At 70.8% G+C, this 23,929-nt stretch carries 23 protein-coding genes; 4 read left to right on the top strand and 19 right to left on the bottom strand.

The window, feature by feature from the left end:
* Window positions 1–118: 118 nt before the first annotated feature.
* From pheT to infC, 10 genes are all read right to left on the bottom strand, one after another.
* Window positions 119–2,647: a phenylalanine--tRNA ligase subunit beta gene (pheT, locus tag SOM19_RS07210; protein WP_320485859.1), complete on the bottom strand. Its 2,529-nt coding sequence runs from the start codon at window positions 2,645–2,647 to the stop codon at window positions 119–121.
* A complete protein-coding gene (gene pheS, locus SOM19_RS07205) occupies window positions 2,647–3,687 on the bottom strand; it encodes a phenylalanine--tRNA ligase subunit alpha (RefSeq protein WP_320485858.1) in 1,041 nt (346 codons plus the stop codon). Before pheS ends, pheT begins: the two co-directional genes overlap by 1 nt.
* Before the next feature lie 52 nt (window positions 3,688–3,739).
* Window positions 3,740–4,681: an amino acid ABC transporter permease gene (locus SOM19_RS07200; protein ID WP_320485857.1), complete on the bottom strand. Its 942-nt coding sequence runs from the start codon at window positions 4,679–4,681 to the stop codon at window positions 3,740–3,742.
* Window positions 4,678–5,334, bottom strand: a complete 657-nt coding sequence (locus SOM19_RS07195; RefSeq protein ID WP_320486688.1) for an amino acid ABC transporter permease — start codon at window positions 5,332–5,334, stop codon at window positions 4,678–4,680. The genes SOM19_RS07200 and SOM19_RS07195 overlap by 4 nt, the downstream gene beginning before the upstream one ends.
* A gap of 72 nt (window positions 5,335–5,406) precedes the next feature.
* A complete protein-coding gene (locus SOM19_RS07190) occupies window positions 5,407–6,321 on the bottom strand; it encodes a glutamate ABC transporter substrate-binding protein (RefSeq protein WP_320485856.1) in 915 nt (304 codons plus the stop codon).
* A 116-nt stretch (window positions 6,322–6,437) separates the two neighbouring features.
* Window positions 6,438–7,229, bottom strand: a complete 792-nt coding sequence (locus SOM19_RS07185) for an amino acid ABC transporter ATP-binding protein (RefSeq protein ID WP_414683631.1) — start codon at window positions 7,227–7,229, stop codon at window positions 6,438–6,440.
* An 87-nt stretch (window positions 7,230–7,316) separates the two neighbouring features.
* A complete protein-coding gene (locus SOM19_RS07180; protein WP_320485855.1) occupies window positions 7,317–8,117 on the bottom strand; it encodes a TrmH family RNA methyltransferase in 801 nt (266 codons plus the stop codon).
* A 102-nt stretch (window positions 8,118–8,219) separates the two neighbouring features.
* Complete coding sequence (gene rplT / locus SOM19_RS07175) at window positions 8,220–8,603, bottom strand: 50S ribosomal protein L20 (protein ID WP_320485854.1); 384 nt, start codon at window positions 8,601–8,603, stop codon at window positions 8,220–8,222.
* Between the two features lie 30 nt (window positions 8,604–8,633).
* A complete protein-coding gene (gene rpmI, locus SOM19_RS07170) occupies window positions 8,634–8,828 on the bottom strand; it encodes a 50S ribosomal protein L35 (RefSeq protein ID WP_137846201.1) in 195 nt (64 codons plus the stop codon).
* Between the two features lie 95 nt (window positions 8,829–8,923).
* Window positions 8,924–9,565: a translation initiation factor IF-3 gene (gene infC, locus SOM19_RS07165; protein WP_320486686.1), complete on the bottom strand. Its 642-nt coding sequence runs from the start codon at window positions 9,563–9,565 to the stop codon at window positions 8,924–8,926.
* A gap of 257 nt (window positions 9,566–9,822) precedes the next feature.
* Here infC and SOM19_RS07160 point away from each other — a divergent pair, with 257 nt between their 5' ends.
* Entirely contained in the window at window positions 9,823–10,209 is a 387-nt protein-coding gene (locus SOM19_RS07160) for a DUF1844 domain-containing protein (protein WP_320485853.1), read from the top strand.
* Here SOM19_RS07160 and SOM19_RS07155 read toward each other — a convergent pair.
* The 7 genes from SOM19_RS07155 to SOM19_RS07125 form a co-directional block, all read right to left on the bottom strand.
* Complete coding sequence (locus SOM19_RS07155) at window positions 10,202–11,614, bottom strand: pyridoxal phosphate-dependent decarboxylase family protein (protein WP_320485852.1); 1,413 nt, start codon at window positions 11,612–11,614, stop codon at window positions 10,202–10,204. The genes SOM19_RS07160 and SOM19_RS07155 overlap by 8 nt on opposite strands.
* Before the next feature lie 109 nt (window positions 11,615–11,723).
* Window positions 11,724–12,491 (bottom strand): SseB family protein, encoded by a 768-nt coding sequence (locus SOM19_RS07150; RefSeq protein WP_320485851.1) that lies wholly within the window; start codon window positions 12,489–12,491, stop codon window positions 11,724–11,726.
* Window positions 12,475–13,221, bottom strand: coding sequence for a bifunctional 1-(5-phosphoribosyl)-5-((5-phosphoribosylamino)methylideneamino)imidazole-4-carboxamide isomerase/phosphoribosylanthranilate isomerase PriA (gene priA / locus SOM19_RS07145; protein ID WP_320485850.1), 747 nt, complete (start codon window positions 13,219–13,221; stop codon window positions 12,475–12,477). Before priA ends, SOM19_RS07150 begins: the two co-directional genes overlap by 17 nt.
* A 55-nt stretch (window positions 13,222–13,276) precedes the next feature.
* Window positions 13,277–13,927, bottom strand: a complete 651-nt coding sequence (gene hisH, locus SOM19_RS07140) for an imidazole glycerol phosphate synthase subunit HisH (protein WP_320485849.1) — start codon at window positions 13,925–13,927, stop codon at window positions 13,277–13,279.
* A complete protein-coding gene (hisB, locus tag SOM19_RS07135) occupies window positions 13,924–14,532 on the bottom strand; it encodes an imidazoleglycerol-phosphate dehydratase HisB (RefSeq protein ID WP_320485848.1) in 609 nt (202 codons plus the stop codon). Before hisB ends, hisH begins: the two co-directional genes overlap by 4 nt.
* Entirely contained in the window at window positions 14,529–15,566 is a 1,038-nt protein-coding gene (locus SOM19_RS07130; protein WP_414683646.1) for a histidinol-phosphate transaminase, read from the bottom strand. The genes hisB and SOM19_RS07130 overlap by 4 nt, the downstream gene beginning before the upstream one ends.
* Before the next feature lie 72 nt (window positions 15,567–15,638).
* Window positions 15,639–16,025 carry a LysM peptidoglycan-binding domain-containing protein gene (locus tag SOM19_RS07125; RefSeq protein WP_320485846.1) on the bottom strand — a complete coding sequence of 129 codons (387 nt, stop codon included), beginning with the start codon at window positions 16,023–16,025 and terminating at the stop codon, window positions 15,639–15,641.
* A 269-nt stretch (window positions 16,026–16,294) separates the two neighbouring features.
* On the opposite strand from SOM19_RS07125, the gene lexA reads away from it, so the two are divergent.
* Both lexA and SOM19_RS07115 read left to right on the top strand, forming a co-directional pair.
* A complete protein-coding gene (gene lexA / locus SOM19_RS07120) occupies window positions 16,295–16,975 on the top strand; it encodes a transcriptional repressor LexA (RefSeq protein ID WP_320485845.1) in 681 nt (226 codons plus the stop codon).
* 58 nt (window positions 16,976–17,033) lie between these two features.
* Complete coding sequence (locus SOM19_RS07115; protein WP_320485844.1) at window positions 17,034–18,470, top strand: hypothetical protein; 1,437 nt, start codon at window positions 17,034–17,036, stop codon at window positions 18,468–18,470.
* Here the strand turns inward: SOM19_RS07115 and metE are convergent.
* On the bottom strand, window positions 18,467–20,803 hold the full coding sequence (gene metE / locus SOM19_RS07110) for a 5-methyltetrahydropteroyltriglutamate--homocysteine S-methyltransferase (protein ID WP_320485843.1): 2,337 nt from the start codon (window positions 20,801–20,803) through the stop codon (window positions 18,467–18,469). The two genes, SOM19_RS07115 and metE, sit on opposite strands and share 4 nt — an antisense overlap.
* The gene (locus SOM19_RS07105; protein WP_320485842.1) at window positions 20,800–21,759 is read right to left on the bottom strand and encodes a methylenetetrahydrofolate reductase; all 960 of its coding nucleotides are present in this window, start codon (window positions 21,757–21,759) and stop codon (window positions 20,800–20,802) included. The genes metE and SOM19_RS07105 overlap by 4 nt, the downstream gene beginning before the upstream one ends.
* Before the next feature lie 245 nt (window positions 21,760–22,004).
* Here SOM19_RS07105 and SOM19_RS07100 point away from each other — a divergent pair, with 245 nt between their 5' ends.
* Complete coding sequence (locus tag SOM19_RS07100) at window positions 22,005–23,927, top strand: S9 family peptidase (protein WP_320485841.1); 1,923 nt, start codon at window positions 22,005–22,007, stop codon at window positions 23,925–23,927.
* Window positions 23,928–23,929: the final 2 nt, after the last annotated feature.

Below are 23,929 nucleotides of genomic sequence, written 5' to 3'. Positions count from 1 at the left end.
CTCCACCCAAGCACGACCCCGCCGAAAGCGCACCGTTTCGACGAGGGCGCACGGTATGCACGCGGAAACCGTGCGCTCTCGGGAAAGGAGTGCGCCCTCGCGCGCCCGGGCCGGCCAGCTACTCGCGCAGGGTCGCCCCGAAGCGCTCCCCCGCCGCCGCGACACCGGCGAGCTTCGCATCGGTCGCCTCGGCGGCCGTCAGCGTGCGGTCGGGCGCCCGGAAGCGCAGCGCGAACGTCAGGCTCTTCGTCCCGTCGTCGAGCCCCGCGCCGCGATAGTCGTCGACGAGCCGGAGCGACTCGAGCAGGTCGCCCGCACCCTCGGCGAGCGCGGCGCGCACCTCGGCGGCCGGCACGTCGGCCGGCACGACCAGCGAGACGTCCTGCGTGGCCGCGGGGTAGCCCGAGAGCGACGCCGCGACGACCTTCTCGCCCGCCAGCGACAGCACGAGGTCGAGGTCGAGCTCAGCGACGATCACGCGACCCGGAAGATCGGATGCCTCCGCCACCGCCGGCAGGAGCTCGCCGACGTAGCCCACCTGGGTGCCGGCCACAGACAGCACTCCGGTGCGACCCGGGTGCAGGGCGGCGCGCTCCGACTGCGCGACGTCGATCGTGACGCCTGCGGCGGACGCGATCGCACGGACGGCGTCGAGCGCGTCCGCGAGCTCCGCGGTCACCGGCGCTGCGCCGGGCTGCTTCGCCATGAGGTTGCCCGTGACGAGCACGGCGACGTGCCGGTGCTGCGGCGGGATCGACGCGTCGAGCTCGGCGAGGGTCGCAGCATCCGGCCGCACGGCGAGCGGCGGCACGTGCGAGGTGCCGTAGGTGACCCCCGGCGCCGGCAGGAACACGACGCCCGTCTCGAACAGCGCGAGGTCGGTGAAGCCGCGCGAGACGTTGCGGTGCGCGACCTGCAGCAGGCCGGGCACGAGCGAGCGCCGCAGGAACGGCGCCTGGCCGTCGAGCGGATTGGCGAGCTTGACGCTCGGGAGGTGCTCCCCCGACGGCGAGCCGTGCAGGTCGTTGAGCACATCGGTCGTGAACGCGAACGACGGCGTCTCGACGTAGCCGGCGGCGGCGAGAGCGTTGGCGACGCGTCGGCGTCCTTGCTGCGCCAGCGTGAGTCCCCGACCCGACGGGGGCACCGGCAGCACCGAGGGGATGCGGTGGTAGCCCTCGATGCGGGCGACCTCCTCGGCGAGCGTCCACTTGTCGGTGAGGTCGGGCCGCCACGACGGCGGGATGACGTGCCAGCCGTCGGCGTCCGCTTCGACCTCGCAGCCGATGAGGCGCAGCGCGCCCTCGATCTCACCGGTGGTGTAGTCCACTCCGATGAGACCCGGCACGAACTCCGCAGGCAGCGCGATGCCGGAGACGAAGACCTCGGCGAACAGCGCGCCGCCGAATTCCTCGTCGCTCGTGCCGCCGGCGTACTCGGTCATGAGCTCCGCCACCCGGCGCGCCGCGACGAACGGCACCATCGGGTCGACACCGCGCTCGAAGCGACGGGATGCCTCGCTGGGCAGCTTGTGACGGCGGGCGGTGCGCGCGATCGACACGGTGTCGAAGGTCGCGGCCTCGATGAGCACATTGCGGGTCGTGCCGCTCATCTCGGTCGTGCCGCCGCCCATGACCCCGGCCAGGCCGATGGGTCCGGACTCGTCGGTGATGAGCAGGTCCTCGGGGTCGAGCGTGCGGACCTTGCCGTCGAGCGTCTCGAGCTTCTCGCCGGGGGTCGCGCGGCGGACGGTGATGCCGCCCTGCAGCTTGTCGAGGTCGTAGCCGTGGATCGGCTGGCCGAGCTCGATCATCACGTAGTTGGTGATGTCGATCAGGATGCCGAGCGAGCGGATGCCGGCGAGCGCGAGGCGCGCGACCATCCAGGCGGGCGTGGGCTTGGTCGGATCGACGTCGCGCACGACACGGGCGACGAACTCCGTCGCCCCGGCGCGGCCGCGGATGGGCGCCTGGTCGTCCACGACGATCGCGAAGCCCGACCCGGGCGACACCTCGGCCCACTCGCGGTCGGCGGGATCGCGGAACGCAGCACCTGTCGCGTGGGAGTACTCGCGGGCCACACCTCGGACCGACAGCGCGTAGCCGCGGTCGGGCGTCACGTTGATGTCGATCGCGACGTCGTCGAGACCGAGCAGAGAGATCGCGTCGGTGCCGACGGGGGCGTCGATGTCGAGCTCGACGAGGCGCAGGATGCCGCTGTGCTCCTCGCCGAGGCCGAGCTCCTTGGCGGAGGCGATCATGCCGTCCGACACGTGGCCGTAGGTCTTGCGCGCGGCGATGGGGAACGGACCCGGCAGCACGGCCCCGGGCAGCGTCACCGGAACCTTGTCGCCGACGAAGAAGTTGCGGGCGCCGCACACGATGCCGTGCACCGCAGGGCCGCCGTCGGCCGCCGTCTCGCCGTCGGGCGCGACGCGCACCTGGCACCAGCGGATCGTCTTGCCGTTGGACTGCGGCTCCTCGACGAACTCGAGCACCTCGCCGACGACGATCGGACCCTGCAGCTCGAAGCGGTGCACGTCCTCCTCTTCGAACCCGACGCGCACGAGCGCCTCGAGGACGTCCTCGGGCGTGGCATCCGCAGGGATGTCGACGTATTCACGCAACCAGGAGAGCGGGACGCGCATCAGACCACCATTCCGAACTGCTCGCTGAAGCGCACATCGCCCTCGGCCATGTCGCGCATGTCCTGCACGTCGCTTCGGAACATGAGCGTCCGCTCGATGCCCATGCCGAAGGCGAATCCCGAGTACTCCTCGGGGTCTATCCCCGCGGCGCGGAGGACGTTCGCGTGGATCATGCCGCAGCCGCCCCACTCGATCCAGCGCGCGCCGCCCTTGAAGGTCGGGTGCCACAGGTCGAGCTCGGCGGAGGGCTCGGTGAAGGGGAAGTAATTGGCGCGGAAGCGCGTCTTGGCCTCCGGCCCGAACAGCACCTTGGCTGCGTGGTCGAGCGTGCCCTTGAGGTGCGCCATCGTGATGCCCTTGTCGACCACGAGCCCCTCGAACTGCGTGAACACGGGAAGGTGCGTCGCGTCGTACTCGTCGGTGCGGTACACGCGGCCCGGGCACAGCACGTAGGTGGGGAGCGCACGCTCGAGCATCGAGCGCACCTGCACGGGGCTGGTGTGCGTGCGCATGACAAGGTGGCGCTCGACCGGGTCGACGAAGAACGTGTCCTGCATCTGGCGCGCCGGGTGGTCCACGTCGAAGTTCAGCGCGTCGAAGTTGTACCACTCGTGCTCGAGCTCGGGACCTTCCGCGATCTCCCAGCCCATGCCGACGAAGATGTCGGCGATCTGCTCCTGGAGGAGGGAGATCGGATGCCGCGCCCCGGTCCGCGCACGCTGCGCCAGCGCCGTGATGTCGACGCGCTCCGCCTCGAGGCGGGCGGCGGTCTCGGCTTCGGCGAGCTCCTGCTCACGGGCCGCGAAGGCCTGGTTCACGCGCCCGCGGGCCTGGCCCACGAGCTTGCCGAACTCCGCCTTGCGCTCGGGGGCGACATCGCGCAGACGCGCGTTCAGCTGGGCGAGAGGCGAGCCCTCGGCACTGTGGGCGGAGCGGGCGGCCTTGAGGGCGGCCGTGTCGCTCGCGGCGGCGACGGCGTCGAGCGCGGCCTGCACGGCGGCTTCCACCGCCTCGGGCGTGATCTCAGGAACGTCGGACACGAGAATCGAGTCTACCGAGAGCGGATGCCCCGGCCCGCCGCACCTCTCGCGATCAGATCTGCTGCGCGCTCTGGTTCTGGCCGCCCTCGACGGCGCCCGCGCGGCTCTTGAGCGTTCCCTGCGTCACGATGAGCTCGGTGTCCGTGATCTCCTGCGTCGGCTGGTTCGCACCGGCGACGCGGGTGGTCTTGGCCGAGCTGCGGAGCCGCTTCTCCACCGTGTTGGCGATGAACGACAGGATGAGGCACAGGCTGATGTAGATCGCGCCGATGACGATGGTCGCGGGCACGATCGGCGAATCGAGGGCGGACTGCGACCCGATGTACCGGGCATAGAACAGCAGCTCGGGGTAGGTGATGATGAACCCGAGAGCGGTGTCCTTCAGCGTGACGACCAGCTGCGCGATGATCACCGGCATCATCGCCCGGATCGCCTGGGGCAGCAGCACCAGCTGCATCACGCCGTACTTCCGCAGCCCGATCGCGTACCCGGCCTCTTTCTGGCCGCGGGGCAGCGACTCGACGCCGGCGCGGATCACTTCAGCGAGCACGGACCCGTTGTACGCCACCAGTGCGATCACGACGGCCCAGTAGGACGGCATGCGGATGCCGATCACCGGGAGGCCGTAGTACAGCAGGAACATGAAGACGAGGACGGGCACGGCGCGGAGGAACTCCACCACGGCGCCGACGGGGATCCTGATCCAGGCGTGGTCCGACATGCGGCCGATGGCGAGGGCGAAGGCCAGGATGAGCGCTCCGACAGCGGCGACACCGAAGGCGGCGAGCGTCCGCAGCGTGGCCAGACCGATCTGGACCCACACGTTCGTGTAGGTGAACGCGGCCCACTTCTCCGCGGTGAACTGGCCCGTGTCGATCAATCGCCATAGGAAGAATCCCGCGATGGCGGCGACCACCAGCACCGTGAGGATGCCCAGGATGCGATTGCGCGCGATCGCGCGGGGACCGGGAACGTCATAGAGGACGGAACTCATCGGGCGACCCTCCACTTGTTCTCGAGCGCTCGCTGGGCCCACGACAGCAGCAGCACGAGTGCGACGAAGACGACCATCACCCACAGGATCACGACCATCTGGTTCGCGCCCCGCTCGCTCAGGTAGTTGCGGGCGGCCCCCAGGTTCACCACACCGAAGCCGGCGGCCACGGTCGTGTTCTTCAGCAGTGCGATGAAGACGCTCATCATGGGCGGGATCACCGACCGGAACGCCTGCGGCATGACCACCAGGGACATCACCTGGCCGAACTTGAGACCGATCGCGCGGGCGGCCTCGGCCTGTCCGACGGGCACCGTGTTGATACCCGACCTGATCGTCTCGGCGACATAGGTCGCGGTGTAGATGCCCAGGGCGCAGACGGCCAGAGTCAGCGAGACCGCGGCGGTCAGGCGCAGGCCGAGCAGGGGTGGCAGGGCGAACGCGAAGGCGAAGAAGACGAGGGTCAACGGCGTGTTGCGGATCGTGTTGACGTACAGCGCCCCCATGGTCCGCGCGATCGGGATCGGCGAGACGCGCATGGCGCCCACGATGATCCCGAGGATGAGCGCGACGAGACCGCCCGCGAAGAACAGGATCAGCGTGCCGACCAGTCCCTCGGTCCAGACGTCCCAGTTGTCGGTGATGACGTTCAGCGGTCTCATCCTCTCGTCTCTGAGGTGAGCGGCGGTGGGGGCGGTGCCTGTCGGCACCGCCCCCACCGGCGATCACATGGCGGTGTCGTCGACTTCGGGCTGCGAGCCCTCGATGCCGGCCGGCGCGAGGTGCTCGTCGAACAGCGCGGTCCAGACGTCGCCGCCGTCGGTGAACAGCGTGTTGATGTGCTCGACGAGCGCGGTGTCGCCCTTGGCGACGCCCACGCCGTAGCGCTCCTCGCTGAACGGCTCGCCCGCGATCTTGAGGGCGTCCGGCTCCTGCGCGACGTACCCGGCGAGGATGGCCTCATCGGTGGTGATCGCATCGACCGAGCCGGCCTTCAGCTGCTCCACGCACTGCGAGTACGTGTCGTACTCCACCGTGTCACCCGGGTTGTACTCGTCGCGGATGCGCTGCAGCGGCGTCGAACCGGTCACCGAGCAGACGATCTTGCCTTCGAGGTCGTCAGGCCCGTTGATGTCGGTGTTGTCGGCCGCGACCATGAGGCCCTGACCGGTGAGGAAGTACGGTCCCGCGAAGTCGATGAGCTCCTTGCGCGTGTCCGTGATGGAGTACGTCCCGACGTAGTAGTCGATGTTGCCGTTGACGAGCTCCTGCTCGCGGTTCGCCGACGGGATGGTGACGTACTCGATCTGCTCCTCGTCGTAGCCGAGGGATGCGGCGATCCACCGGGCGATGTCGACGTCGAAGCCGGTCCGCTCGCCGGTCGCGGCGTCCTCGTAGCCGAGTCCGGGCTGGTCGTTCTTGACGCCGACGACCACGCCGTCGCGCGCCGTGATCGCGTCGAAGGTGGGGCTGCCTTCCAGCGAGACGTCGGTCGAGACCTCCCAGAGCGCCTCGCTCTGTCCGGTGTCGCCGCCGTCAGTCGGGTCGGTGGCTCCGGGGGTGCCGCTGTTGCACCCCGTGAGTGCGAGCAGGGCGACGGCCGAGATGCCGATGCCCGTCATGATCCTTGACTTGCGCATGGTTTCCTCCTGGTTGCTGTGTCTGTGCTGGTTCCGTATGTCCGACGTTCGGGTCGTGCGGAGTAGTCGTGCGGTGGTGCTTCATTCCCTCCCGGGGTTGCGAGGGTCGGTCAGGGTCAATGGGTGAGGAGCTTCGAGAGGAAGTCCTTCGCACGATCGCTCTTCGGGTTCGTGAAGAACTCCTCCGGTGTCGCCTCCTCGACGATCTGCCCGTCGGACATGAACACGACGCGGTCGGCCGCCTTGCGAGCGAAGCCCATCTCGTGGGTGACCACGATCATCGTCATGCCGTCCTGGGCGAGGCCGACCATGACGTCGAGCACCTCGTTGATCATCTCGGGGTCCAGCGCGCTGGTCGGCTCGTCGAACAGCATCAGCTTGGGCTGCATCGCGAGCGCCCGTGCGATGGCGACGCGCTGCTGCTGTCCGCCCGAGAGCTGTGCCGGGAGCTTGCCGGCCTGCTGGCCGACGCCGACGCGATCGAGGAGCTGTCTGCCCAGCTTCTCCGCATCGGCCTTCTTCATGCCCTTGACCTTGAGTGGGCCGAGGGTGACGTTGTCGAGGATCGTCAGGTGCGCGAAGAGGTTGAACGACTGGAAGACCATGCCGACGTCCGCGCGCAGCGCCGCCAGCTCCTTCCCCTCCTTGGGGAGCTCCTTGCCGTCGATCGTGATCGTGCCGCTCGTGATCGTCTCGAGCCGGTTGATCGTGCGGCACAGCGTCGACTTGCCCGATCCCGAAGGTCCGATCACGACGACCACCTCGCCGCGGTTGACCGTCATGTTGATGTCCTTCAGCGCCTGGAACTCGCCGTAGTGCTTCTGGACATCGGTGATCTCGACCAGGGATTCGCCGCGTCGAACACTGATGTTCGACGTCTTCGGCGCACTGTCATCGGGCGTCGTCATAGCGCCACCCTAGAGCGGTCGCGCGCCCCACGGCCAGTGGACGCGGCGGTCTTTACCGTGTTGTAACAGCACCGGAACGGACGCCGCTCACGCCGAGGCACGCTGGGCGAACGCGGTTTCGTACAGGCAGACGCTGGCCGCCGTCGCGAGGTTGAGCGACTCCGCAGCACCGTAGATCGGCAGCCGGAGCGACATGTCGGCGAGCGCGAGCGCCTCGTCGTCGAGGCCCCGCGCCTCATTGCCGAAGAGCCAGGCGGTGGGCTCCGCGAGGAGGTCGCGCGAGGCGAGGAAGTCGCCGCCCCCGACATCGGCCGCGATCACCCGGATGCCGGCAGCCCGGGCCTTCTCGACCGCGGTCGACAGGTCGACGCCGACGGCGACCGGCAGGTGGAAGAGCGATCCGGTGGTGGCTCGCACGACCTTCGGGTTGTACGGGTCGACGGTGCGGCCCGTGAGCACGACGGCGTCGGCGCCGGCGGCATCCGCTGCCCGGATGATCGTGCCGAGATTGCCCGGGTCTCGCACCTCCTCGCAGATCGCGACGAGCCGTGGCGAGGCGGCGAAGATGTCGCGCATCGACGTCGGCGACTGCCGGGCGACCGCGACGATGCCCTGCGGGGTCACGGTGTCGGCCATGGCGTCGAGCACGGCCTCGGTGGTGAAGACCACCTCGATGCCGGCGTCGCGCGCGGCGTCCCGCACATCGGCGTGACGCTCCATCGCGGTCGGAGTCGCAAAGACCTCGACGAGCGTGTCGGGGCGGTAATTGAGCGCCTCCCGGGCCGCCTGCGGGCCTTCGAGCAGGAACAGTCCGGTCTCCTGCCGGGCGCTGCGCTTCGTCAGCTTCGCGACGGCGCGAACACGCGGAGAGCGAGGGTTCTCGAGCACAGGCTCAGTCTAGGGTCGCGCGTGCGGATCCTCCGCGCGGCGGGTGCGCGAAAAGGGCGCCCTCCTGAAGGAGGACGCCCTCTCGTGAACCGGATGCCGGTGTCAGGCGCTCTTGGGAGCGTTGACGTTCTCGGGGAGTGCCTTCTTGGCGGTCTCGACGAGCGAGGCGAACGTCGCCGCGTCGTTCACCGCGAGGTCGGCGAGCATGCGACGGTCGACCTGGACGCCCGCGAGGCCGAGGCCCTGGATGAAGCGGTTGTACGTGATGCCGTTCTGGCGGCTCGCAGCGTTGATGCGCTGGATCCACAGACGGCGGAAGTCGCCCTTGCGCTTGCGACGGTCGCGGTACGCGTAGACGAGCGAGTGGGTGACCTGCTCCTTCGCCTTGCGGTACAGGCGCGAACGCTGTCCGCGGTAACCGGACGCGCGCTCGAGGATGACGCGACGCTTCTTGTGGGCGTTTACCGCCCGCTTGACTCTAGCCATTTCGTTTGGTTCCTATTCGTGCGTCGGTGCTCAGAGACCGAGGAGCTTCTTGGCCTGCTTGGCATCACCCGGGGCCAGGACCTGCTCCTGGTTGAGGCGACGGGTGCGACGGCTCGACTTGCCCTCGAGGTTGTGGCGCATACCGGCCTGCTGCTTCATCAGCTTGCCGCTGCCGGTGACCTTGAAGCGCTTCTTGGCACCCGAGTGGGTCTTCTGCTTCGGCATCTCTTCTTCCTTCGTTTCACTTCCCGCCGGAGCGGGAGTCGGTGTCCCCGCCGGAGCGGGAGTCGGTGTCCCGCGGTGCGGGAGTCTGTGGGGGCCTATTCGGCGGTGGCCGGCTCGGAATCCGCTGCGGCCTCGTCGGCCTCATCGGATGCGGAGCCGCCGCGGGCGGAGCGAGCCGCCTCCTTGTTGGCGGCGCGCGCGGCGTTCTGCTCGGTCTTCACCTCGGACTTGTTCTTGTGCGGGGCGACCACCATGACCATGTTGCGACCGTCGATGGTGGGGTTCGACTCGACCGTCCCGAACTCGGCGACGTCCTCGGCGAACTTGCGCAGCAGACGCACACCCTGCTCGGGGCGGGACTGCTCGCGGCCGCGGAACAGGATCATGGCCTTGACCTTGTCGCCCGACTGCAGGAAGCCCTCGGCGCGCTTGAGCTTGGTTATGTAGTCGTGGGCCTCGATCTTCAGACGGAACCGGACCTCTTTGAGGACGGTGTTCGCCTGATTGCGACGCGCTTCCTTGGCCTTCTGCGCAGCCTCGTACTTGAACTTCCCGTAGTCCATGATCTTTACCACGGGGGGCTTCGAGTTCGGGGCCACCTCGACGAGATCGAGGTCGGCCTCCTGGGCCAGGCGCAGTGCCACCTCGATGCGGACGACGCCGACCTGTTCACCCGCGGGTCCTACGAGGCGGACCTCGGGGACGCGGATGCGGTCGTTGGTGCGGGGATCGCTGATGCGGAGCTCCTTCGTGCGGTGGAGGCCACCACGACACGGGTGTGTCGTGGGCGAAGATTCTCACTCCACCCGCACGGCGCTCGAACGCCGGCTTTCCGCACCCGGTCCGCTCGCGAGCGGCTACCCCGGCCGCAGAACGGTCGGGGCGGAGTGCTTGACCCGGTAGCCTGGAACGGCAAGCGCGGGTGGGATGTGATCCTCTTTCGGTTCGGTGCAGAACACACCGAAGCCCGCAACAGTCTAACAGAGAGAAACGCGTGACGACGATTCCGGCATCCGATGACCACCGCCACTCCCGCTGGGAGGAGCAGGAGCGCGCCGCGTCCGCCGCGACGCGCGACATCGCCGATGTTCCCGCCGTCGAGGTGATCACCACGGCCGCCGTCCACCTCATGAGCGCCGCCGCCGTCAAGGTGGGCCTCGCCGACGATCCGGCCACCCAGACCGACCTCGACGAGGCGCGGAAGCTCATCAACGCCCTCGCCGGACTCATCACGGCCGGCGCCCCCGAGATCAGCGACATGCACGCCCGCTCGCTGCGTGACGGACTGCGCTCGCTTCAGCTCGCGTTCCGCGAGGCCTCTGTCATCCCCGACCCGATCGGCAAGGGGCCGGGCGAGAAGTGGACGGGCCCGGTCAACTGACCGACGGCGCTGGAGCCGCGATGCCGACGGCGGCCGCGCCGCGCGCCACCGCATCGACAGTGCGGCGGACGGCCGCGGCATCCGTCTGGTGATTGCTGACCGCGAACCGCACGACGGTGCGGCCCCGCCATGTCGATGAGGACGCCCATACCGTCCCCTCATCGCGCAGCCACTCCCCCAGTACCGCCGTGGCGGCGTCATCGGCCGACGCCAGGCACACCTGCGTGAACACGACGTCGTTGATCACCTCGAGCCCGGGGATCCCGCGGAATCCGTCGGCGAGGCCGGTCGCGGCCTCCGCGAGACCGTCGACCAGTGCGACGACGCCCCCGCGTCCGAGCGAGCGCAGCGCCGCCCACACCGGCACCCCGCGGGCCCGGCGCGACAGCTCCGGCACGCGGTCGTAGGGGTCGGAGATGCTCGCGACGGCGGGCAGGTAGGCGGCATGGGCGCCCAGGGAGGCCGCCATCGCCGCTTCGTCGCGCACGATCGAGACTCCGCAGTCGTAGGGGACGTTCAGGGTCTTGTGGGCGTCGGTCGCCCAGGAGTCCGCATCGGCGAGTCCGCGCGTCAGGTGCCGCAGCCTCGGACTGGCCGCCGCCCAGAGCCCGAAGGCGCCGTCGATGTGGACCCACGCGCCCGCGGCGCGTGCCACGGCGATCGCGGCCGGGAAGTCGTCGAAGGCGCCCGAGTGCACGTCCCCGGCCTGGAGCGCGACGACGGTCGGGGCGTCGCCCGCCGCGAGGGCGCGCTCCAGCCCGGCGACGTCGATGCGACCTTCGCGGTCCGCGCCGACGGTCGTCGGGGCGCCGAGGCCGGCGACGCGCCCGGCCAGCACCACCGAGGTGTGCACGGCGTCTCCCGCGAGGAAGCGGACGCGCGGTGCCTGTGAGATGTCCGACACGGGGTCGTAGCCCCGCGCACGCAGCACGGCATCGCGGCCCACCACCAGGCACGACAGGTTTGCGCTCGTCGCGCCCGTGGCGAACCCCACACCGCTCCCCGCCGGCAGCCCGAGCAGTTCGAGCAGCCACGCTGCCGCCACCTCCTCCACCGCGGCCGTGGCCGGGGTGGGCTGCCGGGAGCCCGTGTTCTGATCCCAGGTCGACACGAGCCAGTCCGCCGCCAGGGCCGCCGGATAGGTGCCGCCGATGACGAACCCGTAGAAGCGCGGCGACCCCATGGCCATCAGCCCGGGAGCGGATGCCTCGGCCAGCTCGTCGACCACCGCAGCCGCGTCGGCGCCTTCGTCCGGCAGCTCGCGCAGGAGCCGTCCCAGGATCCCGTCGACGTCTAGATCCGGGCGGATCGGCCGCTCCGCCACCGTGTCCACCCAGCTCAGTGCGTGACGGTGGGCGGCGTCGAGCGCCCGGTGGTACTGCTCTGTCATGCCGTCGTCGTCCATGGCAACCTCCCCGGAGCCGATCCTCCGCCGTCGTGGCGACCGTCGCAAGACCGCGAGCCGACGCCGTCGGCGGAGAGGAGGACCGGTGGGGCCTGGCAGATACCTGCCGTCAGGCGCGGACGAGCTTGACCGTCAGCGAGTCCACGAGCACCGCGATCCGGTGATCGGCCGCCCAGCGGGTCGCGAGCCGGGAGAGCACCGCGTCGAGCTCTTCCTTTTCGAGCCCGTGGATGAGCTCGAGGCGCACGATCAGCTCCGGACCGCGAAGCCGGGCGTCGGGATCCCCCGGTTCGACCGAGAGGTCGATCACCGCGAGTTCACCGCCGATGCTCTGCTGCAGCCCCGCGAACACCTCGGGCGAGGTGAAGCTCGGCTCCCACGGCTCTCCCTGCCCGATCGCCCACACCGCGGGGCGCCGGATCACGAACTCCGTGGGAGAGCCGGGGTCGATGACGATGAGGTCCGTGTCGTCGGCGGATGCCGCGACCGCCGTCCGCGGGCCGTCGGCGGGCACCGGGCGGGCCGAGGCATCCCACCGCCCCATCGCCTCGACCGACGTGAACACCGGCAGGACCCGACGACCGTCGGGCGCGGCCACCGTGACGATGGAGAGCTCCTGCGTCTTGTCGACCGCGAGTCCGTGCGGGCCCACGCCCTCATCGCCTTTCTCGGCGATCAGCGGGATGAGCAGCCGGGCGGAGCGATAGGCGTCCACCACGGCGGCCTGATCACCCTCACCCGCGCGGAATGCGGTCAGCGCGGCGAGCAGCGCCGGGTCGGCCGTCCCGTCGTCGCCCGAGTGGGGGTTTGCGTGAAAGCCCCGGCCCTCCCACGGGACGCCCGCGGAGTCGGCGTGCGGGTCAGTGTCCGGCGACATCCAGGGCCTCGGCGAGCGTGAAGGCTCCCGCATACAGCGCCTTGCCGACGATGACCCCTTCGACGCCGAGTGGCACGAGATCGCGGAGGGCGATGATGTCGTCGAGGCTCGAGACGCCGCCCGAGGCGACGACCGGCTTCGGGGTGCGCGCGGTCATCTCGCGGAGAAGCTCGACGTTCGGACCCTGGAGGGTGCCGTCCTTCGTGACGTCGGTGACGACGTAGCGGCTGCATCCGGCGTTCTCGAGGCGATCGAGCACCGTCCACAGGTCGCCGCCCTCGCGGGTCCAGCCGCGCGCGGCGAGCGTGGTGCCGCGCACATCGAGCCCGACGGCGATGACGTCGCCGTAGCGGCCGATCACGTCCGCCGCCCACTCCGGGTTCTCGAGCGCGGCGGTGCCGAGGTTGATGCGCGCGGCACCGCTCTCCAACGCCGCCTCGAGGGTGCGGTCGTCGCGGATGCCGCCGGAGAGCTCGACCTGCACGCCCTTGACCTGCCTGATGACCTTGCGGAGGATCCCGGCGTTGCTGCCGCGACCGAACGCGGCGTCGAGGTCGACGAGGTGGATCCACTGCGCGCCCTGGCGGGCGAAGTCGAGCGCTGCGTCGACGGGGTCGCCGTAGCTGGTCTCGGTGCCCGCCTCACCCTGTGTCAGGCGCACGGCCTTGCCGTCGGCGACGTCGACGGCAGGCAGCAGGATCAGCTCGGGCGTAGAGGCGAAATCGTTCATGGCTCCTCGTGCAGGAAGGTCTCGGGAGGGAAGAGTTCCCGCAGACGGCACGAGTTCAGAGGGTAGCCCTGCCGAGCCCGTCGATCCAATTCGACAGGAGGCGGATGCCGGCATCCCCCGATTTCTCGGGGTGGAACTGCGTCGCCGACAGCGGGCCGTTCTCGACGGCGGCCAGGAACGGGCGGCCGTAGTCGCACCAGGTGAGGGTGGGCTCGGGGAACGGCGGCTGCACGTCGAGCAGCCACTTCTGCGCGCCGAACGAGTGGACGAAGTAGAAGCGCTCGTCCTCGATGCCCGCGAACAGCCGCGAGCCCTCGCCGGGCTCGACCGTGTTCCAGCCCATGTGGGGCAGCACTGGTGCATCGAGCTCGGTCACGACGCCCGGCCACTCGCCGAGGCCTTCGGTGTCGACGCCGCGCTCGACGCCGCGCTCGAAGAGCACCTGCATCCCCACGCAGATGCCGAGCACCGGCCGCCCGCCGGCCAGGCGGCGCCCGATGAGCTCGTCGCCGCGACTGGCGCGCAGCGCCTCCATCACGGCGCGGTAGGCCCCGACGCCGGGGACCACGAGTCCGTCGGCCTCGAGCACCAGCGCGCGGTCGGAGGTGAGGCGTGCGTCGGCCCCGGCGGCGTCGAGCGCCTTCACCGCCGAGTGGACGTTGCCCGATCCGTAGTCGAGGACCGCGACGACGGGTCTCGAGCTCACAGAGCGCCCTTCGTGCTGGGGATGCCGTCGACCAGCGGGTCGAGTGCCTTGGCCTGACGGAACGCCCGCGCGAACGCCTTGTATTCGGCCTCGGCGATGTGGTGCGGATCGCGGCCGGAGATGACGCGGACGTGCACGGTCAGCGCGGCATTGAAGGTGATGGCCTCGAAGGTGTGGCGCACGAGGGAACCCGTGAAGTGACCGCCGATGAGGTGGTGCTCGAACCCGGCCGGCTCGCCGGTGTGCACGAGGTAGGGCCGGCCGCTGATGTCGACGACCGCCTGCGCGAGGGCTTCGTCGAGGGGCACGAGCGCGTCGCCGTAGCGCGAGATGCCCGACTTGTCGCCGAGCGCCTCGCGGATGGCCTGCCCGAGGACGATGGAGATGTCCTCGACGGTGTGGTGGGCGTCGATGTCGGTGTCGCCCGACGCGCGCACGGTCAGGTCGGTGAGCGAGTGCTTCGCGAATGCCGTCAGGAGGTGGTCGAAGAACGGCACCGTGGTGTCGATGCGGCTTCGGCCGCTGCCGTCGAGGTCGAGCTCGAGTTCGACGGTGGACTCGCTCGTCGAGCGTCGAAGGGACGCGGTGCGCGCTGCGGAGCTCATGAATCCGATTCTATCGAGGCCAGTGCGTCGAGGAACGAGGTGGTCTCCTCCTCGGTGCCCGCGGTGACGCGGAGGTGCTGCGGGATGCCGACGTCGCGGATGAGCACGCCTCGGTCGTAGAGGCCCTGCCAGGTGGCGGCGGGATCGGCGACGCCGCCGAAGAGGACGAAGTTGGTCCACGTGTCGTGCGGTGTGTAGCCCAGCGCCTCGGTGGTCGCGGTGATCCGGTCGCGCTGGGCGACGATCTCGTCGACCATCCGCAGCATCGTGGGCGCGTGCCGCAGGGCCGCGGTGGCGGCGGCCTGGGTGAGGCTGCTCAGGTGATAGGGCAGGCGCACCAGGCGAAGAGCGTCGATCACGGCGGGGTCGGCCGCGAGGTAGCCGACGCGCGCGCCGGCGAACGCGAACGCCTTGCTCATGGTGCGCGACACCACCAGCCGCTCGCGGCCGGGCAGCAGCGTCAGGGCCGACCGCTCGTCGCGCGGCGCGAACTCGTGATAGGCCTCATCGACCACCACCACGCCCTCGGTCGCCTCGTACACGGCCTCGATCACGTCGAGGGTGAGCGGCGTTCCGGTGGGGTTGTTGGGAGAGCACAGGAAGACCACATCGGGCGCGGCATCCGCGATCTGGGACGCCGCGTCCTCCGCGTCGATCGTGTAGTCCGGCGCCCGGGTGCCGGAGATCCACGAGGCGCCGGTGGCGCGGGCCAGCAGCGGGTACATCGAGTACGTCGGACCGAAGCCGAACGCCGTCCGTCCGGGGCCCGCGAAGGCCTGCAGGACGTGCTGCAGCACCTCGTTCGAGCCGTTCGCGGCCCAGATCTGCTCGCGCACCAGGCCATGCCCGAGGTACTCCGCGAATCCTTCGCGGAGGGCGGTGAACTCGCGATCGGGGTAGCGATTGACGTCCCGCAGAGCGAGGGCGATCGAGTCCATGATGTCGTCGGCCACGTTCTCCGGCACCGGATGCGTGTTCTCGTTGACGTTCAATGCGACAGGCAACGAGGCCTGTGGTGCGCCGTAAGGCGTCATCCCACGGAGGTCGTCACGCAGGGGAAGGTCTTCGAGGCGGGGACTCACCCCTCCCATGCTAGAGGCGCGGGATCAGTGATCCGGCGAGTATTGCGCCGGAATCGAGAGGCTCTGGCCTGCCTGGACGGTCACCGAGTCGAGCGCGTTGAGCCGCACGATCGCGTCGACGACGTCGCGCGGGTCGTCGTGGGGTGCCACCGACTCGGCGATGGACCACAGCGATTCGCCGGAGGACACGGTGATCGTCGTGAAGGAGTCGGCGGGAGCGCCGGCGTCGCGTGAGGCCAGCGCACTCCCGCCGCTGATGACGGCGATGCCGACGGCGATCACTGCGGGCAGCGCCGCGAGGGAGGCGAGAACGCGTCGACCCCGCACGGTCATGCGCAGGCGGGTGGAGGGGGCGCGGCGGGTGAAGGCGCTGCTCGTGAGAGCCGGCGTGGTGAGGCCGATCGCGGTCATGGTCTGCTCCTCCTGTGGGGAGAGATTCGCACCCGCCACTCGGCCGGGAGTGGGGGATGCGAACCTCTGTACCGAAGCTATCTTCGATGCTTTATGATGTCAAGGGCCGGGTCTGGTGCCGATCCCTCGAACGCGACACGCGGTCGCGATGCCCCGTTCGAGGATCGAATCCGGATACGGTTTCGATACGAGAACCCCACCACGGGCCTCCGACATTCGAAGACCGCTGCACCCCTCGACGCACGAGGGCGGCGAGACAGGAGCCGGACATGAGCGACGCGACCGGGCGCGAGAGGCCGCAGACGCGGCGACGCAAGAGCCTGAGCGACAAGCAGCTGGCGATCCTCGAGGTCATCCAGCGGTCGATCGCGCGTCACGGCTATCCGCCGAGCATGCGCGAGATCGGCGACGCCGTCGGGCTCAAGTCGCTCTCGAGCGTCACGCACCAGCTCAATCAGCTCGAGCTGAGCGGCTACCTCCGGCGCGACGCCGGCAAGACCCGCGCGATGGAGGTCCTGATCGACCTGCCGGGCACGGCGACCGAGAACCCCGCCGACTCCGGCCCCTCCGTCGGCGACGCCGCCCTCGTCCCGCTCGTCGGTCGCATCGCAGCAGGGGTGCCGATCACCGCGGAGCAGCAGGTCGAGGAGATCTTCCCGCTCCCCCGGCAGCTCGTCGGCAAGGGCGACCTGTTCATGCTCAAGGTCTCCGGCGAATCGATGATCGACGCCGCGATCTGCGACGGCGACTGGGTCGTGGTCCGCTCGCAGCCGACTGCCGACAACGGCGACATCGTGGCGGCGATGCTCGACGGCGAGGCGACGGTCAAGACGTTCCGCCAGCGCGACGGCCACACCTGGCTGCTCCCCCGCAACTCGGCGTTCGAGCCGATCCTGGGCGACGAAGCGGTCGTGCTGGGCAAGATCGTGGCGGTTCTGCGCGCCGTCTGATCACCCGTCGCGGGTGATCCTTCCCCCAACGGCGCCGGTGTCGGCCAGAATGAGCGCCATGAGCGACATCGACACGGCGGGCGCACTGGCACTGGAAGACCGGATCCGCGCACTCGAGGCCGAGAACGCGCGACTGGCGGAAGCGACGCCGCCCCCGAAGTCTCGTCCCAGCGGCGGGCGATGGCGGGCGCCGGTCTCCGCGCTGTGCATCGTCATCGCCGCGATCCTCGTGCCGGTGTCGATCGTCGGCGCATGGGCGCGTGTGCAGCTGGTTGAGGAGGACGCCTTCGTGGCGACCCTCGCGCCGCTGGTCGACGACCCCGCTGTGCAGGCGCTCGTCGTCGACGAGACCATGGACGCGGTCAACGCGCAGGTCGACTTCCACGAGCTCACGAAGTCCGTGTTCACTGGCCTGGCCGACATCGACGGCATGCCGTCCCGTGCGGCGAAGGCGCTCGAGATGCTGCAGGCGCCCGCCGCCGACGGCCTCGAGAACCTGGTGCACGAGGCGGTCACGCGTGTCGTCGTCTCGGACGCCTTCTCCGACGTCTGGGCGACCGCCACCCGCGCCGCGCACCGCGCTCTCACCACGGCGGCCACCTCCGACGGCGGCGGACTCGTCGTCCGCACCGACGACGGCGTCGGCATCCAGCTGGGAGCCATCGTCGAGACGGTGAAGCAGCGCCTGACCGACAACGGCGTGAACGCGGCGCAGCTCATCCCTGCCGTGGATCGTGTCGTGATCATCGGAAAGGGCGACAACCTCGCGATGATCCGCACCGGCTACGCCCTCGCGACGACGCTCGGCTGGTGGCTGCCCGTCATCACCCTCGCGCTCTTCGGGCTCGGCATCGCCATCGCGCGCCGGCGCAGCACCGCGGTGCTCGGCACCGGGCTCGGCCTGGCGATCGGGGCCGGCGCCCTCGCCGCCACCCTCTCGATCGGGAACACGGCCGTGCAGATCGCCGCAGGTGAGCTGGGCCTCTCGCCGTCGGCCCTCGATGTCATCTACGGCCAGCTCGTCGGCGCGATGACCCAGACCGCCGTGGTCCTCTCGGTGCTCGGCTTGTTCGTCGCGCTGCTCGGCTGGGCCATGGGCGGCACCAGGCCCGCCCAGGGAACCCGCAGCGCGGTGCGCGGGATGAACTCCGCCGCTCGGCGCCAGCTGGCCTCGCGAGGGCTCGACACCGGCGGCTTCGGCGCCTGGCTCGCGCGCTACCGCGTGCTGGTGCGCACGGTGATCGCCGTACTCGCCGTCCTGTGGCTGTTCGCGCTGCGTCCGCTGTCGATCGGCGACATCGTGCTGGTCCTCGTGGTCGCGTTCGGCGTGGCGTGGATCCTCGAGCTCCTGCAGCGACGCGCCGACGAGCACGCCGCTGCCGAGGAGACCGGCATCGCGGCGGACGAGGTCATCGAGATCGAGCCTGTCGGGACGTCGGATGCCACGACCGTCGTGGTCGCGGCATCCGACTCCGAGAAGGGCCCGAAGGCCTAGACGGCGGCGCCGACCTTGTCGCGGATCGAGCGCGTCGCCTCGATGATGTTGCGGAGCGACTCCACCGTCTCGTCATAGCCGCGGGTCTTGAGCCCGCAGTCGGGGTTGACCCACACCTGGCGCAGCGGCAGCTCGGTCGCGGCGCGCTCGAGCAGCTCGGCGACCTCGGAGACCGAGGGCACACGCGGCGAGTGGATGTCGTAGACACCCGGTCCGACGCCGTGGGAGAAGCCGGACTCGGCGATGTCGCCGATGACCTCGCCACGGCTCCGGGCCGCCTCGATCGAGGTGACGTCGGCGTCGAGGGCCGCGATGGCGTCGATCACCACGTCGAACTCCGAGTAGCAGAGGTGCGTGTGCACCTGCGTCGCGTCGGTGGCACCCGCGGTCGACAGGCGGAACGAGCCGACCGACCACTCGAGGTACGCGGGCTGGTCGCCCTTCTTGAGCGGCAGCAGCTCGCGCAGCGCCGGCTCGTCGACCTGGATGACGCCGATGCCCGCGGCCTCGAGATCCGCGATCTCGTCCCGCAGGGCGAGTGCGACCTGGTTGGCGGTGTCGGCGAGCGGCTGGTCGTCGCGCACGAACGACCACGCGAGGATCGTGACCGGGCCCGTGAGCATGCCCTTCATGGGCTTCTCGGTGAGCGACTGGGCGAACGTCGACCATGCCACCGTGATGGGAGCCGGGCGCGAGACGTCGCCCCACAGCAGCGACGGACGCGTCGCGCGCGAGCCGTACGACTGCACCCAGCCGTTCTGCGTCACCGCGAAGCCATCGAGGTTCTCCGCGAAGTACTGCACCATGTCGTTGCGCTCCGCCTCGCCGTGCACCAGGACGTCGAGGCCGAGGTCCTCCTGCAGCGTGACGACGCGCGCGATCTCATCGCGGAGGAACTGCTCGTACTCCTCGGTCGTGATCTCGCCCTTGCCGTGCCGGGCACGGGCGCGGCGGATGTCACCGGTCTGGGGGAACGAGCCGATGGTCGTCGTCGGCAGCACCGGAAGGCCGAGCGCCTCGTCCTGCGCGGCGACCCGGGCCTCGTAGTCGCCGCGGTCGAAGTCGGCGGCGGTGAGGGCGGCGGCGCGCTCGCGCACGGCCCCGTCGCTCACACCCGGCGCGCTGCGACGGTCGGCCAGGGCAGCGGATGCCGCAGCCACCTCGCTCTCGATGGCGTCGCGGCCGTCCGCGAGCCCGCGAGCGAGCGTGACGACCTGCGTCGTCTTCTGGTCCGCGAATGCGAGCCACGACACCAGACGCGGGTCGAGCTCGCTCTCGTCCTCGACGTCGTGCGGCACGTGCTGCAGCGAGGTCGAGGTGCCGGCCGCCACCGCGGCGGCGCCCAGGGCGCCGAGGGCGTCGAGCTTCTCCCAGGCGCCGGCGAGGTCGCCGCGCCAGATGTTGCGTCCGTCGATGACCCCGCCCACGACGGTCTTGCCCTCGAGGCCTGCGGCCGGCGCCGGCAGCGAGCCGCGCGTGAGGTCGATCGCGAGGGCCTCGACGGGGGCGGCGGCGAGGGCCGTCCACGCCTCCGTGGAGAGCTGCGCGTAGCCGGCGGTCACCAGGATCGCCGGACGGTCGGCGGCTCCGCCGAGCACGGCGTAGGCGCGGGTGGCGGCCTCCGCGAGCGCGGTCGTCGTCGCCGGAAGGCTCTCGCTCACGAGGGCAGGCTCGTCGAGCTGCACCCACTCGGCGCCGGCGGCGCGCAGCGACGCGAGCAGCTCGACGTACACCGGCAGCAGGTCGTCCAGCCGGCTGAGCGGGTCGAATCCCTCGGGCGCGGCATCCGTCGCCTTCGCCAGCGCGAGAAGCGTGACGGGTCCGACGACGACCGGGCGCACGGTGAAGCCGTCCGCCTTGGCCTCGGCCACCTGACGGGAGAACCGGTCGCTCGAGAGGGCGAAGACGGTCTCAGGGCCGATCTCGGGAACGAGGTAGTGGTAGTTCGTGTCGAACCACTTGGTCATCTCGAGCGGGGCGTTCTCGCCGGCGCCGCGCGCCGCGGTGAAGTACGCGCCCAGGCCGACGGTGCCGTCCTCGTCGCGCAGATCGGCGAAGCGCTCGGGCAGCGCGCCGACGGCCACCGCGGCGTCGAGCACCTGGTCGTAGTAGGAGAACGACTCGGGGATCGACGAGTCGGTGCGGCCGAGGCCGAGTTCGGCCAGCCGCTCCCGCGTGGCGCGGCGGAGGTCTGCGGCGGTCGCCTCGAGCGTCTGCTCGTCGGTGCGCGCCGTCCAGTGCGACTCGACGGCGCGCTTCAGCTCGCGCCGGCGCCCGATGCGCGGGTAGCCGAGGATCGTGCCGCGGGGGAAGTCGGGAGTGGATTCGGTCATCGTGCGGCTTCCTTCTGGAGGGGGTGGGTGAGGATCCCGGCGTCGCGGAGCACCGCGAGCACCGTGTCATGGTTGTTGAAGGCGTACAGGTGGACGCCGGGTGCTCCCCCGGCGACGACATCGCGGGCGAGCTCTGCGGCGTAGGCGATGCCGAGCGCCCGCTGGCCTTCGGGAGTCGGCTCGACCTCGAGGGCGATCGCGAGCTCGGCGGGCAGCTCCTCGCCGCTCAACTCGAGCACACGGCGCAGGCGCGACGGTGAGGTGATCGGCATGATGCCCGGCAGGATCGGGATGCTCACCCCGGCGTCGCGCGATCGCTGGACGAAGGCCAGGTAGTCGTCGGCGTGGAAGAAGAGCTGGGTGATCGCGAGCGTCGCGCCGGCGGCCTGCTTCGCCAGCAGTGCGTCGATGTGCTCGCGCGGATGCCGCGACCGGGGGTGTCCGTTGGGGAAGGCCGCCACCGCGATGTCGACCTTCGTGCGCGCCTCGACACGGGCCGCTCCGGGGACGCCGGGGATCGCGGCCTCCGTGTACGGAGCCCGCTCGGCCTGGACGCGGTCGATGAGCTGCACCAGCTGCGCGGAGCTCTCGAGATCTCCGAGGAAGGCCTCGCCCTCCGCGACACCGGCGGGCGGGTCGCCGCGCAGCGCGAGGAAGCTCGTCACACCGGCGTCGAGGAACTCCCGGATGAGCGCGTTCGCGCCGGCGTAGGTGCTGCCGACGCACGTCAGGTGGGCCAGGGGCGCCACCGACGTCTCGCGCAGGATGAAGCGGAGGAGCTCGAGGGACGGGCCACCGGTCGAGCCGCCGGCGCCGTACGTCACGGAGATGAACCGCGGGCGGACGTCGGCGAGGCGTCGGAGCGTCTCGTGGAGGGCGAGGACCCCCGCGTCGGACTTGGGCGGGTAGACCTCGAACGAGAACGGCACCGGAGGGGCGCTCAGGTCGATGGACATATCGTGCTTCTCGGATCGGGGACGGACGGAGGCCGGACGGCCGCGGACGGACGCACGCACCGGGTGACCGGCGGAGCGGTGTCATCGCGGGCGGGTGCCGGGCTCGGCTGTCGCTCCTGCCCGGCCCTTCGATCTCTCTCAGGGACCGTCCTTCACGGACGACCGGGCGACGATTGCTCCAAGCTAGCGGAGGGGCGCACGCAACCCCCTCCCTGTGACCTTGTGTTTCGCCGTACGTTTAGCTCGTGACGAGCGAGCTCCCGTACGGATCCTGGCCCTCTCCCCTGACGGCGGAGGCGGTCGCGACGGCGTCCCCGCGCATCGAGGGCGCACGCTTCGTGGGGGACGAGGTGTGGTGGGGTCAGTCGGTGCCCGAGGAGGCGGGGCGCACCGCGGTGCGTCGGCGGACGGCATCCGGGGACGTCCTCGATCTGATCGGCGCACCCTGGAGCGCCCGGTCCCGCGTGCACGAGTACGGCGGCGGTGCGTGGACCGCCGTCGCGGACGATGCGCTGGTGTTCGTGGAGAAGTCCGACCAGCGGGTGTGGCTCATGAAGGAGGGCGACACCACTCGTCCGCTGACCCCGCTCGCGGGCGACATGCGTTTCGGCGGCCTGACCTGGCAGGGCGGGCGCCTCCTCGCCGTGCGCGAGACGCATCACGGCGACCGCGTGCCCCGTCGCGACATCGTGGAGATCCCGCTGGACGGTCGCGCGGCGAAGGATGCCAAGGCCCTCCCGTCCCTCGTCGAGGACAGCCACTTCTACGCGCATCCGACGCTCTCGCCCGACGGGTCGCATCTCGCCTGGATCGCGTGGGACCACCCCGACATGCCGTGGGATCGCGCCGAGCTCCGTGTCGGGCGCCTCGAGGACGGACTGGTGGCCGAGTGGGCGACGGTGGCGGGGGGATCGACGTCCCCGTTGCAGCCGGTCTGGCTCGACGACGACGACCTGCTCTACAGCGACGATCCCACCGGACGATGGAACCTGTGGCGGCTCCGGCTCACCGCAGACCTGCACCTCGAGCCCGTCGCGCCCGCCGACGCCGACACCGGCGGTCCGCTGTGGGTGCTCGGCCAGCGCTGGTTCGCGGTGCTCGAGGACGGCCGCGTGGTGGCGGTGCGCACCAACGGGGCGGACGAGCTGGTCGTCATCGGCGCAGACGGCTCGGTGCAGAGCGTCCCCACCACTCTCGCCGCGGAGCTGTCGGTCGAGGACGTCCGCGGCAGCCGCATCCTGCTGAGCGGCGCGGGACCGGCCGGCCCCGCGCTGTGGGAGATCGACGTCGACGACCCGGGCGCCGCCCGGATGGTGGTCGGCGCAGCATCACGCTGGGACGCCGAGTGGATGCCGCGCGCCCGCGCCGTGAGCGTGGACGGCCCGCGGGGCCCGGTGCACGCGTACGACTACCCGCCGACGAATCCCGACGCGACGGGGCCGCAGGACGAGCTGCCGCCCTACGTCGTCTTCGTCCACGGCGGACCGACGACGCACGTCGGGGGCACGGCATCCGCGAAGATCGCGTTCTTCACCAGCCGCGGGGTCGGCGTGCTCGACGTGAACTACGGCGGCTCGAGCGGCTATGGCCGCGCGTATCGCGAGCGGCTGCGGGGCCAGTGGGGGGTGGTCGACGTCGACGACGTCATCGCCGCGGCGACGGGTCACGCGGATGCCGGTCGCGCCGACCGTGAGCGCCTCGCCATCGCGGGCGGCTCGGCCGGGGGCTGGACCGTGCTGTGCGCGCTGACCATGTCGGACGCATTCGCGGCCGGCATCAGCCGCTACGGCGTCGCGGACCTCCGCCTGATGGCCGAGGACACCCACGACTTCGAGGCCACCTACCTCGACAGCCTGGTGGGGCCGCTGCCGGCGGCCGAGGCGCTGTTCGTCGCCCGATCGCCGTTGTCGCGACTCGACCGCCTGCGCACCCCGCTGCTGATCGAGCAGGGGCTGGACGATCTCATGGTGCCGCCGACGCAGTCCGAGGCGGTGCGCGACGTCCTCAAGGCGAACGGCGTGCCGCACGCCTACCTCGCGTTCGCGGGGGAAGGCCACGGGTTCCGGCGCGCCGAGACCGTCGTGCGCCAGCTCGAGGCGGAGATCGCCTTCCTCGGCCAGGTGCTCGGCTTCGAGCCGCCGGACATCCCGCCGCTCGAGCTGGACTAGGC

It is taken from the genome of Microbacterium sp. CFBP9034 (genome assembly GCF_034045255.1).
In the GTDB taxonomy this organism is placed as follows: domain Bacteria; phylum Actinomycetota; class Actinomycetes; order Actinomycetales; family Microbacteriaceae; genus Microbacterium.
Note: the sequence above shows the minus strand (reverse complement) of the source record. Positions and strands in the feature narration are given on the sequence as shown.

Coding starts and splice junctions, on each gene's coding strand:
- pheT (WP_320485859.1), bottom strand. CDS start 2,647: ATGCGCGTCCCGCTCTCCTGGTTGCGTGAATACGTCGACATCCCTGCG.
- SOM19_RS07200 (WP_320485857.1), bottom strand. CDS start 4,681: ATGAGTTCCGTCCTCTATGACGTTCCCGGTCCCCGCGCGATCGCGCGC.
- SOM19_RS07190 (WP_320485856.1), bottom strand. CDS start 6,321: ATGCGCAAGTCAAGGATCATGACGGGCATCGGCATCTCGGCCGTCGCC.
- SOM19_RS07185 (WP_414683631.1), bottom strand. CDS start 7,229: ATGACGACGCCCGATGACAGTGCGCCGAAGACGTCGAACATCAGTGTT.
- rplT (WP_320485854.1), bottom strand. CDS start 8,603: ATGGCTAGAGTCAAGCGGGCGGTAAACGCCCACAAGAAGCGTCGCGTC.
- rpmI (WP_137846201.1), bottom strand. CDS start 8,828: ATGCCGAAGCAGAAGACCCACTCGGGTGCCAAGAAGCGCTTCAAGGTC.
- SOM19_RS07155 (WP_320485852.1), bottom strand. CDS start 11,614: ATGGACGACGACGGCATGACAGAGCAGTACCACCGGGCGCTCGACGCC.
- SOM19_RS07150 (WP_320485851.1), bottom strand. CDS start 12,491: ATGTCGCCGGACACTGACCCGCACGCCGACTCCGCGGGCGTCCCGTGG.
- priA (WP_320485850.1), bottom strand. CDS start 13,221: ATGAACGATTTCGCCTCTACGCCCGAGCTGATCCTGCTGCCTGCCGTC.
- hisB (WP_320485848.1), bottom strand. CDS start 14,532: ATGAGCTCCGCAGCGCGCACCGCGTCCCTTCGACGCTCGACGAGCGAG.
- SOM19_RS07130 (WP_414683646.1), bottom strand. CDS start 15,566: ATGACGCCTTACGGCGCACCACAGGCCTCGTTGCCTGTCGCATTGAAC.
- SOM19_RS07125 (WP_320485846.1), bottom strand. CDS start 16,025: ATGACCGCGATCGGCCTCACCACGCCGGCTCTCACGAGCAGCGCCTTC.
- lexA (WP_320485845.1), top strand. CDS start 16,295: ATGAGCGACGCGACCGGGCGCGAGAGGCCGCAGACGCGGCGACGCAAG.
- SOM19_RS07115 (WP_320485844.1), top strand. CDS start 17,034: ATGAGCGACATCGACACGGCGGGCGCACTGGCACTGGAAGACCGGATC.
- metE (WP_320485843.1), bottom strand. CDS start 20,803: ATGACCGAATCCACTCCCGACTTCCCCCGCGGCACGATCCTCGGCTAC.
- SOM19_RS07105 (WP_320485842.1), bottom strand. CDS start 21,759: ATGTCCATCGACCTGAGCGCCCCTCCGGTGCCGTTCTCGTTCGAGGTC.